Raw genomic sequence first — 16,744 nt, 5'->3', positions numbered from 1 at the left:
CCATGGATGCCCGATCTTATCGCGCTTTAGCCGATGGTCATCAAACTCGCATTACCACCCGCCGCCGCAGTGTTAACGCTCAACGCCCGCTCGATCACCAATCGCTCCAGCGCAATGTTGGTCTCGCCCTGGGACAACCCATGAACCCCGACAATCGCTCCGGCACGCTTGGCCACTTGCTGGCACACCGCACGCAGCTGATCGGAATGGCCGTGATGCACAACCGCATCAAACACCACTTCGTCCTTGTTCCAGTCGGAAACCAGCTTGATCCGTGCCTGAACTTCCTTCGGTAGCCGTGCGAACAATGCCTTGGTCAAGTCAGCTTCCGGCCATACCGCCGAACCGCCCACCGCCATTACCGCCGCCAGTTGAGTCAGCAGATCGCCTTCAACTTCCGCCAGGCACAGCACGTGTTCCCGCGGCAGGATCGCGTAGCTGTTGCGCTCGCCGGTCGGGCCGGCCAGAACTCGGGTGATCCCGCTTTGCGATTGCGCAGCGAACTGCACACACAGGGCGCTCAGGTCGGCAAACTTGTTGCTGTCAGCCCAGGTTTGCAAGACGGTCAGCGGTTTGCTCATGGCATCACGCAGACGAACGTCCGGTGCAGCGATAGCATCACCGCGAGCGAAGGATTGTTCGATCGCATCGGTAGGACGTGTCGACAACAGACGGTACAGGTACAGCGGACCACCCGCCTTCGGACCCGTACCCGACAAGCCTTCGCCACCGAACGGCTGAACGCCAACCACGGCACCCACGATGTTGCGGTTCACATAGACGTTACCGGCGTTGACGTTGTCGATCACCTTGGCGATGGTTTCGTCGATGCGAGTGTGCACGCCCAGCGTCAGGCCATAGCCGGAAGCGTTGATCTGGCCGATCAGTTGATCGATGTCTTTGCGCTTGTAGCGAACCACGTGCAGCACCGGGCCGAAGATCTCCCGCTGCAGTTCGTCGAAGCTTTCCAGCTCGATCAGGGTTGGCATCACGAAGGTGCCGCGTTTGACTTCTTCGGCGTCGGCGATAGCGACCTGGTACACGTTGCGACCTTTGTCGCGCATGGCCTGGATGTGTTTCTCGATGCCAGCCTTGGCTTCGGCGTCGATCACCGGGCCGATGTCCACGGACAGGCGTTCCGGGTTGCCGAGACGGCATTCAGCCATGGCACCCTTGAGCATTTCGATGACACGGTCAGCGGAATCTTCCTGCAAGCACAGAACCCGCAGTGCCGAGCAACGTTGGCCGGCGCTGTCGAAGGCCGACGACACCACGTCGATCACAACCTGTTCGGTGAGTGCCGAAGAGTCGACGATCATCGCGTTCTGGCCGCCGGTTTCAGCGATCAGTGGAATCGGACGACCCTGTGCATCCAGGCGACCCGCGACGTTGCGTTGCAGCAAACGAGCGACTTCGGTCGAACCGGTGAACATCACGCCTTTGACCCGATCGTCACCGACCAGGCGAGCGCCGACAGTTTCGCCACGGCCCGGCAACAGTTGCAGCACGCCTTCCGGAATCCCGGCTTCGAGCAGCAAGCGCACAGCTTGAGCAGCCACCAGCGGGGTTTGTTCTGCAGGCTTGGCCAGGACCGGGTTACCGGCGGCCAGTGCTGCGGCAACCTGGCCACTGAAGATTGCCAGTGGGAAGTTCCAAGGGCTGATGCAAACCACCGGGCCCAATGGGCGGTGGGCGTCGTTGGTGAAATCGTTGCGTGCCTGCACTGCGTAATAACGCAGAAAGTCCACGGCTTCGCGCACTTCGGCGATGGCATTGGCGAAAGTCTTGCCGGCTTCGCGAGCCAGCAGGCCCATCAGCGGCTGGATCTCGCCTTCCATCAAATCGGCGGCACGTTCCAGGATCGCGGCGCGTTCGGCGGGCGGGGTGGCCTGCCAGATCGGTCCGGCATTCAGGGCACACTGAATTGCGTTGTCGACGTCTTCGACGGTCGCTTCCTGCACATGGCCTACCACGTCACGCAGATCGGACGGGTTCAGCACGGGTGCCGGTGCTTCAGTGCTGGAGGCGCAACCGAGCATCGGCGCAGCTTTCCAGCTGTTGTGAGCGCTGGCCAGCAGGGCGCACGACAGCGAAGCCAAACGGTGTTCGTTGGCCATGTCGATGCCGCTGGAGTTGGCGCGCTCGGCACCATAAAGATCACGCGGCAGCGGGATGCGCGGGTGCGGCAGGCCGAAGCCGCCTTCCACTGTCGCCATCTGCTCGATGCTGGCCACTGGATCGGCCACCAACGCCTGAATCGAGATCGACTGATCGGCGATCTGGTTGACGAACGAGGTGTTCGCACCGTTTTCCAGCAGGCGACGCACCAGGTACGCCAACAGTGTTTCGTGAGTGCCGACCGGTGCATACACACGGCACGGACGGTTCAACTTGCCTTCGGAAACTTTGCCTACAACCTGTTCGTATAGCGGTTCGCCCATGCCGTGCAGGCACTGGAACTCGTACTGGCCGGGATAATAGTTCTGACCTGCAATGTGGTAAATGGCCGACAGGGTGTGGGCGTTGTGCGTGGCGAATTGCGGATAGATGACTTCCGGTACCGACAGCAGTTTGCGCGCGCAAGCGATGTAGGAAACGTCGGTGTACACCTTGCGGGTGTAGACCGGATAGCCTTCCAGGCCTTCGACCTGAGCACGCTTGATTTCGCTGTCCCAGTACGCGCCTTTTACCAAACGGATCATCAGGCGATGACGGCTGCGGCGAGCCAGGTCGATCACATAATCGATCACATACGGGCAACGTTTCTGGTAAGCCTGGATCACGAAACCGATACCGTTCCAGCCCGTCAGTTGCGGCTCGAAGCACAGGCGTTCGAGCAGATCCAGCGACAGCTCGAGGCGGTCGGCTTCTTCGGCGTCGATGTTCAGGCCGATGTCGTATTGCTTGGCCAGCAGGGTCAGCGACAGCAGGCGTGGGTACAACTCGTCCATCACCCGTTCGTACTGCGCACGACTGTAACGCGGGTGCAGTGCCGACAGCTTGATGGAAATGCCCGGGCCTTCATAAATCCCACGACCGTGGGACGCTTTGCCGATCGAGTGAATGGCTTGTTCGTACGAGGCCAGGTACTTCTGGGCGTCGTGTTCGGTGAGTGCAGCTTCACCGAGCATGTCGTAGGAATAGCGGAAGCCCTTGGCTTCGAACTTGCTCGCATTGGCCAGGGCTTCAGCGATGGTTTCGCCGGTGACGAACTGCTCGCCCATCAGGCGCATGGCCATGTCGACGCCCTTGCGGATCATCGGCTCGCCGCTCTTGCCGATAATGCGGCTCAGGGACGAGGTCAGGCCGGTTTCGTTGTGGGTCGCGACCAGTTTGCCGGTCAGCAGCAAGCCCCACGTGGCGGCGTTGACGAACAGCGACGGGCTGTTGCCCAAGTGTGGCTGCCAGTTGCCGGTACTGATCTTGTCGCGGATCAGGGCGTCACGGGTGCCTTTGTCCGGGATGCGCAGCAGCGCTTCGGCCAGGCACATCAGCGCTACGCCTTCCTGGGACGACAGGGAAAACTCCTGCAACAGGCCCTGGACAATCCCGGCACGGCCGCCTGCGCTTTTCTGATTGCGCAGTTTGTCGGCAATCGAAGAGGCGAGCTTGTTGGTGGCTTCGGCCATCGCGGCCGGCAGGCGAGCCTGCTCCATCAGCATTGGCACGACTTCCGGCTCCGGGCGACGGTAAGCGGCGGTGATCGAGGCGCGCAGGACTGATTGCGGCAGGATGCTTTCGGCGAATTCGAGGAAGCACTGATGGGCATGATCCGTTGGCGCATCGACGGCGTCGTCGGAATCCTTGGTCAAACCGCTCAGCTCGGTCAGGGTTGCACCACCCTCGAGTTTTTCCAGGTAATTGAAAATTGCCTGCTTGATCAGCCAGTGCGGCGTGCGATCAATCGAGGTCGCGGCAGCCTTGAGGCGTTCGCGGGTTGGGTCGTCAAGTTTGACCCCAAGGGTGGTGGTAGCCATATTTTTATCCTCATGTTTGCCACGACCGCGTGGCATCAGCTGGCCGCAAGATTAGCTGTGCGCTGGCAGAGGTGCAACCGGGTGCAACCCTTTTTTTGTCGGAATAATAAGCACCTTGTCAGGAATTAAATTCCGATACGAATTTACTGCTCATGCTTGGTGCTTTTGTTTCTAGCAAAAGGCGCTGACTGCTCTAAACGGTAGCAAAAAACGCTCTTCTTCAAGAAAAACAACGTAGGTGCAACTTATTCTCGAGAAACTGGTTGCACCTAATTTGCTTTGTTGAATAGGATTCGCGCCTTAAGGTGCAACCAGTCAGCCTAGGCAGGTGCACCGGCTGATGGCTTTCCTGGGGAAACATCAGTCATAAATGCGCGGCCCCTGAATCCGTCTGGATAACCATCGCTGTTTGTCCACGGTTTCACACTCCGTCGCTACATAAAAACAAAGCCAGGGAATTACTTAATGAGCGTAAGCAATCCAACCCTGATCACGTTCGTGATCTACATCGCAGCAATGGTGCTGATCGGCTTGATGGCCTATCGCTCCACCAACAACCTTTCTGACTACATCCTGGGCGGTCGCAGCCTGGGCAGCGTCGTGACTGCATTGTCTGCCGGTGCCTCCGACATGAGCGGCTGGTTGTTGATGGGCTTGCCTGGCGCGATCTACATGTCCGGTCTTTCCGAAAGCTGGATCGCCATCGGCCTGATTGTCGGTGCTTACCTGAACTGGTTGTTCGTCGCCGGCCGTCTGCGGGTGCAGACCGAGCACAACGGCGATGCATTGACCCTGCCGGATTACTTCTCCAGCCGCTTCGAAGACAATAGCGGCCTGCTGCGGATCATCTCCGCCATCGTGATTCTGGTGTTCTTCACCATCTATTGCGCCTCCGGCATCGTCGCCGGCGCCCGGTTGTTCGAAAGTACCTTCGGCATGTCCTACGAGACAGCGCTGTGGGCCGGTGCTGTGGCAACGATTGCCTACACCTTCATCGGCGGTTTCCTGGCCGTGAGCTGGACTGACACCGTACAAGCCACGTTGATGATCTTCGCCCTGTTGCTGACACCGATCATCGTGCTGCTGGCGACCGGTGGCGTCGATACCACGTTCCTGGCCATCGAAGCACAAGATCCAAGCAACTTCGACATGCTGAAAAACACCACCTTCATCGGTGTGATTTCGCTGATGGGCTGGGGCCTGGGCTACTTCGGCCAGCCGCACATCCTCGCGCGCTTCATGGCGGCGGATTCGGTCAAGTCGATCGCTAAAGCACGTCGTATCTCCATGACCTGGATGATCCTGTGCCTGGGCGGCACCGTCGCTGTGGGCTTCTTCGGCATTGCGTACTTTTCGGCGCACCCTGAGCTGGCCGCTCCTGTGACCGAAAACCACGAACGTGTGTTCATCGAGCTGGCGAAAATCCTGTTCAATCCCTGGGTTGCCGGTGTGCTGCTGTCGGCCATTCTGGCTGCCGTGATGAGCACCCTGAGCTGCCAGTTGCTGGTGTGCTCGAGCGCCCTGACCGAAGACTTCTACAAAACCTTCCTGCGTAAATCCGCCTCCCAGGTTGAGCTGGTCTGGGTCGGCCGCGCCATGGTATTGCTGGTGGCCCTGATCGCTATCGCGTTGGCCGCTAACCCGGAAAACCGCGTACTCGGCCTGGTCAGCTACGCCTGGGCCGGTTTCGGCGCTGCGTTTGGTCCGGTGGTGTTGATCTCCGTGATCTGGAAAGACATGACCCGTGACGGCGCACTGGCCGGCATCCTGGTCGGCGCGATTACCGTGATCGTCTGGAAGCACTTCAACGTGTTGGGCCTGTACGAAATCATCCCGGGCTTCATTTTCGCCAGTCTGGCGATCTACATCGTCAGTAAACTGGGCGAACCGACCAAAGGCATGCTGATGCGCTTTGATGCGGCCGAGAAGGATTACCGCCTGAACAAGTGATGGGGGATGAGCTGAGGCTCTGATCTTTCGCCGAACATGAAAACGGCCCGCTTCCTTTTGGAGGCGGGCCGTTTTTTATGGGCGCTGAATTCCCTGTGGGTGCGAACTTGCTCGCGCCATAGGGGACTGATTGCGGTGATCTACTGGCCGCCGCCGACCTGAGCGAACAAGGTGAACTCAGGCTTGGCCAAGCCAAGAGCGCCGCACAGTCGCAGGTCGCCGTAAATCACCCAGACAACTCGGTCATTCCCCTCGCCCCTTGGGAGAGGGTCAGGGTGAGGGGGGATTTTTCAGGTGCCGAAAAGGTAAAGCAAGATCAAAGGATCGCAGCCTTCGGCAGCTCCTACGGTGATTGCGATGACGGCGTGAGGAGCCGCTCGGCTGCGAAGCCCTGACGTTCGGCCCCGTACAAGGTAAACTTCCCGCCCTGCGCAGGAGCAATCATGAATTATCGTCACGCCTTCCATGCCGGCAATCACGCCGATGTGTTCAAACACCTGACTTTGACCCGCCTCATCGCCCTGATGTCGCGTAAGGAGCAGCCGTTTGCCTATCTCGACACTCACGCCGGTATTGGTCTGTATGACCTGCAGGGTGATCAGGCGAGCCGTACCGGTGAGTATCTGGAAGGGATCGCGCGGTTGTGGGATCGGCCGGATCTGCCTGAGCTGACCGCCGATTACATGAAAGTGCTGCACGACATGAACCCGGATGGCCAGTTGCGCTATTACCCGGGGTCGCCAGAGTTGGCGCGGCGGCTGACGCGGCCGCAGGATCGGGTGATGCTCAATGAGAAGCACCCCGAGGACGGCTTGTTGCTCAAGGACAACATGGCGGGTGATCGTCGGGTGAAGGTTCACCTGGGCGAAGGCTGGCATGTGCCGCGCGCGATGTTGCCGGTGCAGGAGAAGCGGGCGGTGATGTTGATTGATCCGCCGTTCGAGCAACTGGATGAAATGCAGCGTTGTGCGGCGTCACTGAAAGAAGCCATCGGTCGGATGCGTCAGACCGTGGCAGCGATCTGGTACCCGGTGAAGGACCCGCGCATGCTGCGTCGTTTCTATCAGGACCTGGCCGGCACGGGGGCGCCGAAGTTGTTGCGGGTGGAGTTGTTGGTACATCCGCTGGATACGCCGAACAGCCTGAACGGCTCGGGGTTGGCGATTGCGAATCCGCCGTGGGGTCTGGAAGAGGAATTGCGTGAGTTGCTGCCGTGGTTGTCCAAGACGCTTGGGCAGACCCAGGGCGGGTGGCAGATGGATTGGTTGATTGCCGAATAAGGTCAATCGATAAGCCAACGAGCAAGATCAAAAGATCGCAGCCTTCGGCAGCTCCTACAGGGTGTACATAAGTCCCATGTAGGAGCTGCCGAAGGCTGCGATCTTTTGCTTTAAAGGGTCAAATCGGGCAAACCACGCCCGTACCGCCAATCCCGCAATACCCTTCAGGATTTTTGGCCAGATATTGCTGGTGATACGCCTCGGCGAAGTACACCGTCGGCGCTTCGTCGATTTCGGTGGTGATGGTGCCTTTGCCAGCCTTGGTCAGTTCAGCCTGGAACACTTGCTCGCTGTGTTTGGCCGCTGCCAACTGAGTCGGGTTGGTGGCGTAGATCACCGAGCGGTACTGGGTGCCGATGTCGTTGCCCTGGCGCATGCCCTGAGTCGGGTTGTGCAGCTCCCAGAACATCTTCAGCAGCTCTTCGTAGCTGACTTTTGCCGGTTCGTAGACCACCAGTACCACTTCGCTATGGCCGGTCAGGCCAGAGCAGACTTCTTCATACGTCGGGTTCGGCGTAAAGCCGCCGGCGTAACCCACCACCGTGCTGACTACGCCTTCGCGCTGCCAGAATTTGCGTTCCGCGCCCCAGAAGCAGCCCAGGCCGAAGATCGCGAAATCCACGTCGGTCACGAACGGGCCCAGCAGCGGGGCGTCGTGGACGAAGTGTCTTTGCGGCAGGTTCATCGGGGTTTCACGGCCAGGCAGAGCTTGTTCTTTAGTCGGGAGCACGTTTTTGTTCACCAGAATTTCCGAGCGCAAGACCATGATCAGTCCTCTCAGTCAGAGTGTGTAAGTAGTCAGACCGCCAGTGTGCCTAATGCCGGCTAGTTACGCACTACCCCTGCTCGCGATGGCGGTGTGTCAGTCAGAACTCACGCTGGGGCACCGCCATCGCGAGCAGGCTCGCTCTCACAAGGTGGGGCTCTGTCAGGCGATAGGGCCGCGCGGATAGCGTTTGAGCTTCTCGATCAGCTCGGAACCCGGGATGGGGCGGTCGAACAGGTAGCCCTGGCCGACGTCGCAGCGATGACGGCGCAGGAACGCCAACTGCTCGGCGGTCTCGATGCCTTCAGCCACGACCTTGAGTTTCAGGTTGTGCGCCATGGCGATCACCGCGGAGGTGATTTCCATGTCGTCCTGGTTGTCCGGGATTTCGTGGATAAAGCTTCGATCGATCTTAATGATGTCGATCGGGAATTTTTTCAAGTAGCTGAGCGACGAGTAACCGGTGCCGAAGTCGTCCATGGCCAGGGTCAGGCCCAAGCGTTTGAGCTGGTCGAGTTGCAAGTGGGTGTCTTCGGTGGCTTCCAGCAGCAGGCCTTCGGTCAGCTCCAGCTCCAGCAGGTTCGACGGCAGCGCTTCTTCCTTGAGGATGCTGGCGATGGACGCCACCAGGTCCGGGTCGGAAAACTGCTTGGGCGACAGGTTGATCGCTACCTGAAGATTGCCCAGGCCGGCGGCGGTCAGTTCCTTGCTCATGCGGCAGGCCTGACGGGCGATCCATTTGCCGATTGGAATGATCAGGCCGGTCTCTTCGGCAACGCTGATGAACTGGTCCGGGCGGATCATGCCTTTTTCCGGATGGTTCCAGCGCAGCAAGGCTTCCATCCCCAGCAAACGACCGCTGCGCAGGCACAGCTTGGGCTGGTAGAACACGTCCAGTTCGTTTTGGGTCAAGGCCCGGCGCAGGTTGTTCTCGACAAACAGCTTGTAGCTGGCTTCGGCGTTCAGCGCTTCGGTGAACACCTGAACCTGATGCTTGCCGTTGGCTTTGGCCTTGTGCAGGGCGAGGCCGGCGTTGCGCATCAGGGTTTGCGGATCGCGACCGTGCAGCGGCGCGCAGGCCAGGCCCACGGAACCGGTGACGCTGATCAACTGGTTGTCGACGAACATTGGCTTGTCGAGGGTCGCCAGCAACTGGTTGGCGACTTGCTGGCCGGCCGAGAGGTCGGTGTTGTCCAGCAGCACGGCAAATTCGTTACTGGCGAAGCGCGCCAGGCTGCCGCTCGGGCTCAGGCTGTTGCGCAGGCGTCGGGCCAGGCTGATCAGCAGTTTGTCGCCGGTCTGGTGGCCGAGGCTGTCGTTGATCCGCTTGAAATTGTCGATGTCCACCAGCAACAGGCTGATGGGGGTATCGCTGTCTCGGGCGAAGCGTTCGTCCAGGTTGCGGATAAACGCCGGGCGGTTGCCGAGGTTGGTCAGGTTGTCGGTGTAGGCCAGGCGTTCGATACGCTGCTGGGCGAGCTTGGTCTGGGTGATGTCTTCGTAGATGCCGATGTAATGCGTCAGCTCGCGGTTGTCGCCGTAAACCTTGGAGATCGACAGTTGGCCCCAGTAGGGTTCGAGGTTTTTTCGCCGGCTCTTGAATTCGCCCTGCCAACTGTTGCTTTTGGCCAGCGCCGAGGGCGCGTCGAACAGCAGTTCGCTGAGGTTTTCCAGCGCCGGCAGTTCCGACAGCCGCTGGCCGTGGACTTCTTCGGTGCTGTACTGGGTGATCGCGGTGAAGCTCGGGTTGACGTATTCGACCACGCCGTCGCAATTGACCAGCAAAAAGGCGTTGGCACTTTGTTCCACCGCGCGCTGGAACAGGTGCAGAGCGCTGGTGGCGGTGCGGCGGTTGTGGTTGTTGATAACCTGGGCGAATTGGTCCGCCAGTTCGCCGGCAAAGGCGATTTCGTCTGACTGCCAGGCGCGGGTTGCACCGGTCTGTTCCAGGCACAACACGCCGACCACCTGGCCATCGACGCGAATGCTGGCGTCGAGCATTGCGTTGACGTCCCGCGGGCGCAGGCTTTCAGCCATGTGCCGGGTACGCGGGTCACGCATGGCGTTGTGCGCGTCGATAGCCCGACTGGTTTGCAAGGCTTCCAGATAATCCGGGAAACCGCTGACGTCGATCGGCTCCGGCAGTTGGTAATCCTGGGTCGCGCGGTGGTAGGCCGAGATCGACACCAGCATCGAGCCTTCGAGGTTCCACAGGCTGGCGCAGTCGATTTCGTAGATATCACAGGCACAGCGGGTGATCAGTTCGGCAGCTTCTTGCAAGGAATTGCCAGAACTGTAGCGCTGGCGGGTCAGCAGCAGGATCAAGTCTTGCTGGGCACGCACCCGGTCCAGATGCTGCAGTTGTTCCTGCTGGGCACGCTGGTTGAGTTCCAGGGCAATTTGCAGGCGCGAGTTCTGGGTTTCCAGGTCCAGGGCCGGCAGCAGCGGCTCGCCCTCGAACAGGCCGTCCACCACCAGCAAGTAGCCGCGCAGCAAATGACGATTGTGTTGTTTGTAGGCTTCGCCCAGTTCCAGCAGGCTCAAGGTGCCAGCGGCGGTGTGCAGTGTGTAGCGGATCAGGTAATGCGGGCTGTCGGCGAGTTGTAGCTGGATCGCGTCATGCAGTTGATAGCGCGCTTCGGGCTCCATCAGGCTGGCGTAGGGCGAACCGACCAGTGCGCAGAGCTCCACGGCCGGGAGGCCGAACTGTCGTTCGCAGTTGGGATCAAGAAACAGCAGCGCCCAGCTTGCTTCATTCAGCCGTTCGAAACGCAGCATGCCGAGCCGCGAGGGCACAGGCAACTGCGTCACTACCTCGGCCACCTTACGGCTGGCGGCATCGGGTTGGCTTTTCATGGGGGGAAACTCGCTTCGAATATGCTGATCGCGCCGGGCTCTCGCCCTCTTTACTGTTGCCTGCGGCAAGGTTGCATCATTGCGGCACCGACTGACAAGAGACATGAAGGCCAAGTGCTATAAGAATGTGTCGGCAGGCGAGGGGATTTCTCCAGCGAAGGCGTGAAAGTAATGCGTGGGAGCGAAAGAATCGCAGCCCGCAGCGGCGCCCATAAACCCGTAGGAGCTGCCGAAGGCTGCGATCTTTTGATTTTTTGAGTCAGGCGACTGGTCAGGCCAAATAAGCCGTGCCTGTAGGAGGTTGCCAGCTACTTTCTGCCAGGCAAAAAAAGCCCCGCCAAATTGGCGGGGTTGAGGTACGAGCGTGGCGCTCGGAAATCGTGGAACGCGACAGGCCCTCCGGCGAGGGAGGGCCGCCCGGTGTTACAGCAAGATGGTGCGGATGTCCGCCAGCAGGTCGCTCAGACGCTTGGTGAAGCGTGCAGCAGCGGCGCCGTTGATCACGCGGTGATCGTAGGACAGCGACAGCGGCAGCATCAGCTTCGGCTGGAAGGCTTTGCCGTCCCAGACTGGCTGGATGGTTGCCTTGGAAACACCGAGGATCGCCACTTCCGGCGCGTTGACGATCGGCGTGAAGCCGGTGCCGCCAATGTGGCCGAGGCTGGAAATGGTGAAGCAGGCGCCTTGCATGTCGTCAGCGGTAAGCTTCTTGTCGCGGGCCTTGGCGGCCAGCACAGCGGCTTCGGCTGCCAGTTGCAACAGGCTCTTCTGGTCGACGTTCTTGATGACCGGTACCAGCAGGCCATCCGGAGTGTCGACCGCGAAGCCGATGTTTACGTACTTCTTGCGGATGATCGCCTTGCCGCTTGGTGCCAGCGAACTGTTGAAGTCCGGCAGTTCCTTGAGCAGGTGCGCGCAGGACTTGAGCAGCAGGGGCAGGATGGTCAGCTTGACGCCAGCCTTCTCTGCAACGGCTTTCTGAGCAATGCGGAACGCTTCCAGGTCGGTGATATCAGCCGAATCGAACTGAGTCACGTGCGGGATATTCAACCAGCTGCGATGCAGGCTCGACGCGCCGATTTGCATCAGGCGAGTCATCGGCACTTCTTCGGTTTCACCGAAGCGGCTGAAGTCCACGACCGGAATCGGCGGGATGCCCGCGCCGCCGGTTGCGCCAGCTGCGGCGGCCGGTGCTTGCTTGGCCTTTTGCATCATGGCTTTGACGTAAACCTGCACGTCTTCTTTGAGCACACGACCGTGCGGGCCGCTTGGGCTGACCGCGTTCAGTTCGACGCCGAATTCACGGGCCAGTTGGCGTACTGCCGGACCAGCGTGAACCTTGGCGCCCGACTTGACGGGGGCAGCAGCAACCGGTGCGGCAGGCGCAGCAGCAGGAGCCGCAACAGGAGCAGCGGCAGCCGGAGCAGCAGCGGCTGGAGCCGGGGCCGGGGCCGCTGCCGGAGCAACGCCTTTGACTTTCAGCTTCAGGATCAGGTCGCCGGTACCGACTTCGTCATCCAGCTTGATGGAAACGCTTTCCACCACGCCAGCGGCAGGCGATGGAATTTCCATGCTCGCCTTGTCGGATTCCAGGGTGATCAGCGACTGGTCGGCAGTGACGGTGTCGCCAGCCTTGACCAGTACTTCGATGATCTTGGCTTTGCCCGACGAGCCGATGTCCGGGACATGAATGTCCTGAACGCTGTCGGCTACCGGAGCCGCAGGCGCGGCGGCTGGAGCCGCAGCGGCTGCCGGAGCAGGTGCAGCAGCCTGAGCGGGTGCGGCAGCAGCAGGGGCCGCAGCACTTGCCACTTTCAACGCCAGGATCAGATCGCCAGTACCGACTTCGTCGTTCAACTTGACGCTGATGCTTTCGACCACGCCAGCGGCAGGCGATGGAATTTCCATGCTCGCCTTGTCGGATTCCAGGGTGATCAGCGACTGATCAGCGGCAACGGTGTCGCCGACCTTGACCTGGATCTCGATGATCTGGGCCTTGCCCGACGAACCGATGTCCGGCACGTGAATCTGCTGAGTGGTTGCAGCGGCTGGAGCAGCGGCCGGTGCAGCCGCTGCCGGAGCAGGTGCAGCAGCCGGTTTCGCTTCAGCTTTTGGCGCCTGCGCAGCGGCAGCCGCCGGGGCCGCAGCTGCGGCACCTTCGACTTCCAGCTCCAGCAGCTCGTCGCCTTCTTTCAGGCGATCGCCGATTTTGACTTTCAGGCTTTTGACGATGCCGGCCTTCGGGGCAGGAATCTCCATGCTCGCCTTGTCCGACTCAAGCGTCAGGATGCTCTGGTCGGCTTCGATACGGTCGCCGACTTTCACAAATAGTTCGATTACTTCACCTTCACCGCTGCCGATGTCAGGTACTCGAATGAGTTCGCTCACAGATTGTCTCCTCAGCAGTCCAGTGGGTTGCGTTTTTCCGGGTTGATCCCGAACTTGACGATAGCCTCGGCTACCACCTTAGGTTCGATATCACCACGGTCAGCCAAGGCTTCCAGGGCTGCCAACACCACGAAATGACGGTCGACTTCGAAGAAGTGACGCAGCTTCTTGCGGCTGTCACTGCGGCCGAAACCATCGGTGCCCAGGACTTTGAACTCCTTGGACGGGACCCACTGACGAATTTGTTCAGCGAACAGCTTCATGTAGTCGGTAGAGGCAATGACCGGACCTTTACGGCCGTTCAGGCACTCTTCGACGTAGCTCAGCTTAGGCTTCTGGCCTGGGTGCAGGCGGTTGCTGCGTTCCACGGCCAGGCCGTCGCGACGCAGTTCGTTGAAGCTGGTAACGCTCCAGACATCAGCGCCGACGTTGAACTCTTCACGCAGGATCTTCGCCGCTTCACGGACTTCACGCAGGATGGTGCCGGAGCCCATCAGCTGAACGTGGTGTGCCGCTTCGCGGGTGTCTTCCTCGAGCAGGTACATGCCCTTGATGATGCCTTCCTCGACACCGGCCGGCATGGCTGGCTGCTGGTAGGACTCGTTCATCACGGTAATGTAGTAGAAAACGTCCTGCTGCTCTTCGGTCATCTTCTTCATGCCGTCCTGGATGATCACCGCCAGCTCATAGCCGTAGGTTGGATCAAAGGTGCGGCAGTTCGGGATGGTGCCGGCCAGGATGTGGCTGTGACCATCTTCGTGTTGCAGGCCTTCGCCGTTCAGCGTGGTCCGGCCGGCGGTGCCGCCGATCAGGAAGCCACGGGTACGGCTGTCGCCAGCGGCCCAGGCGAGGTCGCCGATACGCTGGAAGCCGAACATCGAGTAGAAGATGTAGAACGGCAGCATTGGCTGGTTGTGGCTGGAGTACGAAGTACCGGCAGCGATGAAGGAGCTCATGGCGCCTGCTTCGTTGATGCCTTCTTCGAGGATCTGGCCTTTCTTGTCTTCGCGGTAGAACATCACCTGGTCTTTATCGACTGGCTCGTAGAGCTGGCCGACGGACGAGTAGATGCCCAACTGACGGAACATGCCTTCCATACCGAAGGTACGGGCTTCGTCCGGGATGATCGGAACGATGCGTGGACCGATTTCCTTGTCCTTGACCAGTTGCGCGAGGATTCGCACGAAAGCCATGGTGGTGGAAATCTCACGGTCACCCGAGCCATCAAGGATAGCCTTGAGGGTATCGAGTGACGGCGTCGGCACGCTGAAGCTCTCGGCGCGACGCTGCGGCACGAAACCGCCCAATGCAGTGCGGCGCTCGCTGAGGTAGCGGGCTTCGGCGCTGTTTGGTTCTGGTTTGAAGAAGGGCAGGTTTTCCAGCTCTTCGTCTTTGACCGGGATGTCGAAACGATCACGGAACAACTTCAGGCTGTCGACATCGACTTTCTTGGTGTTGTGCGCGGTGTTTTTCGCTTCGCCGGCACCGGTGCCATAACCTTTGATGGTCTTGGCCAGGATGACGGTCGGTTGTTCTTTGTGGTTGACCGCTTCGTGGTACGCCGCGTAGACCTTGTACGGGTCGTGGCCGCCACGGTTGAGTTTCCAGATCTCGTCGTCGGACAGATCGGCAACCATCGCCTTGAGTTCTGGCGAGTTGAAGAAGTGTTCACGCACGAACGCGCCGTCTTTGGCTTTGTAGTTCTGGTACTCGCCGTCGATGACTTCGTCCATGCGACGTTGCAGGATACCGTCGACGTCTTTGGCCAACAGTGGGTCCCAGAAACGGCCCCAGATAACTTTGGTCACGTTCCACTGAGCACCGCGGAACACGCCTTCGAGTTCCTGGATGATCTTGCCGTTGCCGCGAACCGGGCCATCAAGGCGCTGCAGGTTGCAGTTAATGACGAAGATCAGGTTGTCGAGCTTCTCGCGGCCAGCCAGCGAGATCGCGCCCAGGGATTCCGGCTCGTCACACTCACCGTCGCCCAGGAAGCACCAGACTTTTTGCTTGCCTTCAGGAATGAAACCACGGGCTTCCAGGTACTTCATGAAGCGTGCCTGGTAGATCGCCTGGATCGGGCCCAGACCCATGGATACAGTCGGGAACTGCCAGAAGTCAGGCATCAGCCAAGGGTGCGGATAGGACGACAGGCCCTGGCCGTCGACTTCCTGGCGGAAGTTGTTCATTTGTTCTTCGGTGATGCGACCTTCCATGAACGCACGGGCGTAAACGCCTGGCGAGGTGTGGCCCTGGAAGTAGATCAGGTCGCCGCCGTGTTCGTCGGTCGGGGCCTGGAAGAAGTAGTTGAAGCCGATGTCGTACAGGGTTGCACTGGAAGCGAAGCTGGAGATGTGACCGCCCAGGTCAGAATCTTTCAGGTTCGTGCGCATCACCATGGCCATCGCGTTCCAGCGTACCAACGAGCGAATGCGGCGTTCCATGAACAGGTCGCCAGGCATGCGTGCTTCGTGGGTAACTGGAATGGTGTTGCGGTATGGCGTGGTGATGGCGTAAGGCAGTTGCGAACCGCTACGGGTCGCCAATTCGCCCATACGGGTCATCAGATAGTGAGCGCGGTCTTCGCCTTCTTTGTCGAGAACCGATTCCAGGGCGTCCAGCCACTCCTGGGTTTCGACGGGATCGAGGTCTTGCATGGCTTGCTCCAGGGCGGAAAGGCTTCCAGAATCGGTTGCCTGAGTTTGCGACTGGCCTTGTGGGCAGACGATATAAATTCTTGGATTGCCGAGAGGTTGTTCCGGCGGCGTGTAGTTTTACTACAAATCAACGGGCATTTCAGCCTTTCGAATGTATAGACGAGTAGTAAAACTACAGATGAATGGCTTGTGGCCTCCGGCTGCGTTGTGAGAATAATCGTTAAGGTTGGTCTTTTGCCAACCGAAAAAGGTGAAAGCTTGATGTTGGCTGCCAAAATAAAAGAAATTTCAGCTATTTCTAACCTTTGTTCGACAGTCGGTCACGTAGCGTGTTTTCAAGAATCACTACATGCGCCCCTTCACACGCCGATCAAGGATAGACCATGACCCTGCCTTCGCTTGCCGAACTGCCCGCCATTCTTGAGCCATTGGTCATCCGTGCCGAGCAGTCGTTCCGTGCCGCCGTCGCCTTACTGGAAGACGATCATGGCCTGTCTGCCTGGACGCCTGAGCGCTGGGCGCAATTCGCCCGTGTCGCTGGCGCCAGCGACTTCGTCATTGAACAGAGCGTTCGTGACCCTTTGATGTTGCTGGCGCTGGTGCAGTCCGGCGAACTGGATCGTCGCTTCGCCCCCGGTGAGCTGTGCGCGCAGATTGCGGCGGCAGTGAATGCGGCGCAAACCGAAGATGAACTCGGCCGGGCCCTGCGCCGCCAACGCACCCGCCAGCAAGTGCGCATCATCTGGCGTGACCTGACACGCCAGGCCGACTTGATCCAGACCTGCCGCGACCTCTCGGACATGGCCGATGCGAGCATCGATCAGGCCTACCAGTGGTTGTATTCGCGGCATTGCCAGCAGTTCGGTGTGC

7 protein-coding genes and 1 pseudogene are annotated in these 16,744 nt (G+C 59.9%); 3 read left to right on the top strand and 5 right to left on the bottom strand.

From position 1 onward, the window contains the following. Nucleotides 1-26 precede the first annotated feature (26 nt). Nucleotides 27-3,977 carry a trifunctional transcriptional regulator/proline dehydrogenase/L-glutamate gamma-semialdehyde dehydrogenase gene (gene putA, locus JFV26_RS10420; RefSeq protein WP_201192033.1) on the bottom strand — a complete coding sequence of 1,317 codons (3,951 nt, stop codon included), beginning with the start codon at nucleotides 3,975-3,977 and terminating at the stop codon, nucleotides 27-29. Nucleotides 3,978-4,442: 465 nt separating this feature from the next. On the opposite strand from putA, the gene putP reads away from it, so the two are divergent. Both putP and JFV26_RS10410 read left to right on the top strand, forming a co-directional pair. Then, the gene (gene putP, locus JFV26_RS10415) at nucleotides 4,443-5,927 is read left to right on the top strand and encodes a sodium/proline symporter PutP (protein WP_201192031.1); all 1,485 of its coding nucleotides are present in this window, start codon (nucleotides 4,443-4,445) and stop codon (nucleotides 5,925-5,927) included. 443 nt (nucleotides 5,928-6,370) lie between these two features. After that, nucleotides 6,371-7,207 (top strand): 23S rRNA (adenine(2030)-N(6))-methyltransferase RlmJ, encoded by an 837-nt coding sequence (locus JFV26_RS10410; protein WP_201192029.1) that lies wholly within the window; start codon nucleotides 6,371-6,373, stop codon nucleotides 7,205-7,207. A gap of 118 nt (nucleotides 7,208-7,325) precedes the next feature. Here JFV26_RS10410 and msrA read toward each other — a convergent pair whose 3' ends face one another. The 4 genes from msrA to aceE all read right to left on the bottom strand — a co-directional run bounded on the left by msrA (nucleotide 7,326) and on the right by aceE (nucleotide 15,874). Continuing rightward, nucleotides 7,326-7,973 (bottom strand): peptide-methionine (S)-S-oxide reductase MsrA, encoded by a 648-nt coding sequence (gene msrA / locus JFV26_RS10405; protein ID WP_201192027.1) that lies wholly within the window; start codon nucleotides 7,971-7,973, stop codon nucleotides 7,326-7,328. 162 nt (nucleotides 7,974-8,135) lie between these two features. Continuing rightward, nucleotides 8,136-10,829: a sensor domain-containing phosphodiesterase gene (locus tag JFV26_RS10400; protein ID WP_201192025.1), complete on the bottom strand. Its 2,694-nt coding sequence runs from the start codon at nucleotides 10,827-10,829 to the stop codon at nucleotides 8,136-8,138. Nucleotides 10,830-11,252: 423 nt separating this feature from the next. After that, the gene (gene aceF / locus JFV26_RS10395; protein WP_201192023.1) at nucleotides 11,253-13,217 is read right to left on the bottom strand and encodes a dihydrolipoyllysine-residue acetyltransferase; all 1,965 of its coding nucleotides are present in this window, start codon (nucleotides 13,215-13,217) and stop codon (nucleotides 11,253-11,255) included. A gap of 11 nt (nucleotides 13,218-13,228) precedes the next feature. Next, on the bottom strand, nucleotides 13,229-15,874 hold the full coding sequence (gene aceE / locus JFV26_RS10390) for a pyruvate dehydrogenase (acetyl-transferring), homodimeric type (RefSeq protein ID WP_201192021.1): 2,646 nt from the start codon (nucleotides 15,872-15,874) through the stop codon (nucleotides 13,229-13,231). Nucleotides 15,875-16,257: 383 nt separating this feature from the next. On the opposite strand from aceE, the pseudogene JFV26_RS10385 reads away from it, so the two are divergent. Continuing rightward, nucleotides 16,258-16,744: pseudogene (locus JFV26_RS10385) on the top strand (bifunctional [glutamate--ammonia ligase]-adenylyl-L-tyrosine phosphorylase/[glutamate--ammonia-ligase] adenylyltransferase); the annotation flags it as partial.

The organism is Pseudomonas sp. TH31 (genome assembly GCF_016650815.1).
In the GTDB taxonomy this organism is placed as follows: Bacteria; Pseudomonadota; Gammaproteobacteria; order Pseudomonadales; family Pseudomonadaceae; genus Aquipseudomonas.
The sequence above is the reverse complement of the archived record's forward strand: the minus strand, read 5'-3'. Positions and strand labels throughout refer to the sequence as shown.

Excerpts from the sequence above, each read along its gene's own strand:
- putA (WP_201192033.1), bottom strand. The coding sequence starts at position 3,977 with ATGGCTACCACCACCCTTGGGGTCAAACTTGACGACCCAACCCGCGAA.
- putP (WP_201192031.1), top strand. The coding sequence starts at position 4,443 with ATGAGCGTAAGCAATCCAACCCTGATCACGTTCGTGATCTACATCGCA.
- JFV26_RS10410 (WP_201192029.1), top strand. The coding sequence starts at position 6,371 with ATGAATTATCGTCACGCCTTCCATGCCGGCAATCACGCCGATGTGTTC.
- msrA (WP_201192027.1), bottom strand. The coding sequence starts at position 7,973 with ATGGTCTTGCGCTCGGAAATTCTGGTGAACAAAAACGTGCTCCCGACT.
- JFV26_RS10400 (WP_201192025.1), bottom strand. The coding sequence starts at position 10,829 with ATGAAAAGCCAACCCGATGCCGCCAGCCGTAAGGTGGCCGAGGTAGTG.
- aceE (WP_201192021.1), bottom strand. The coding sequence starts at position 15,874 with ATGCAAGACCTCGATCCCGTCGAAACCCAGGAGTGGCTGGACGCCCTG.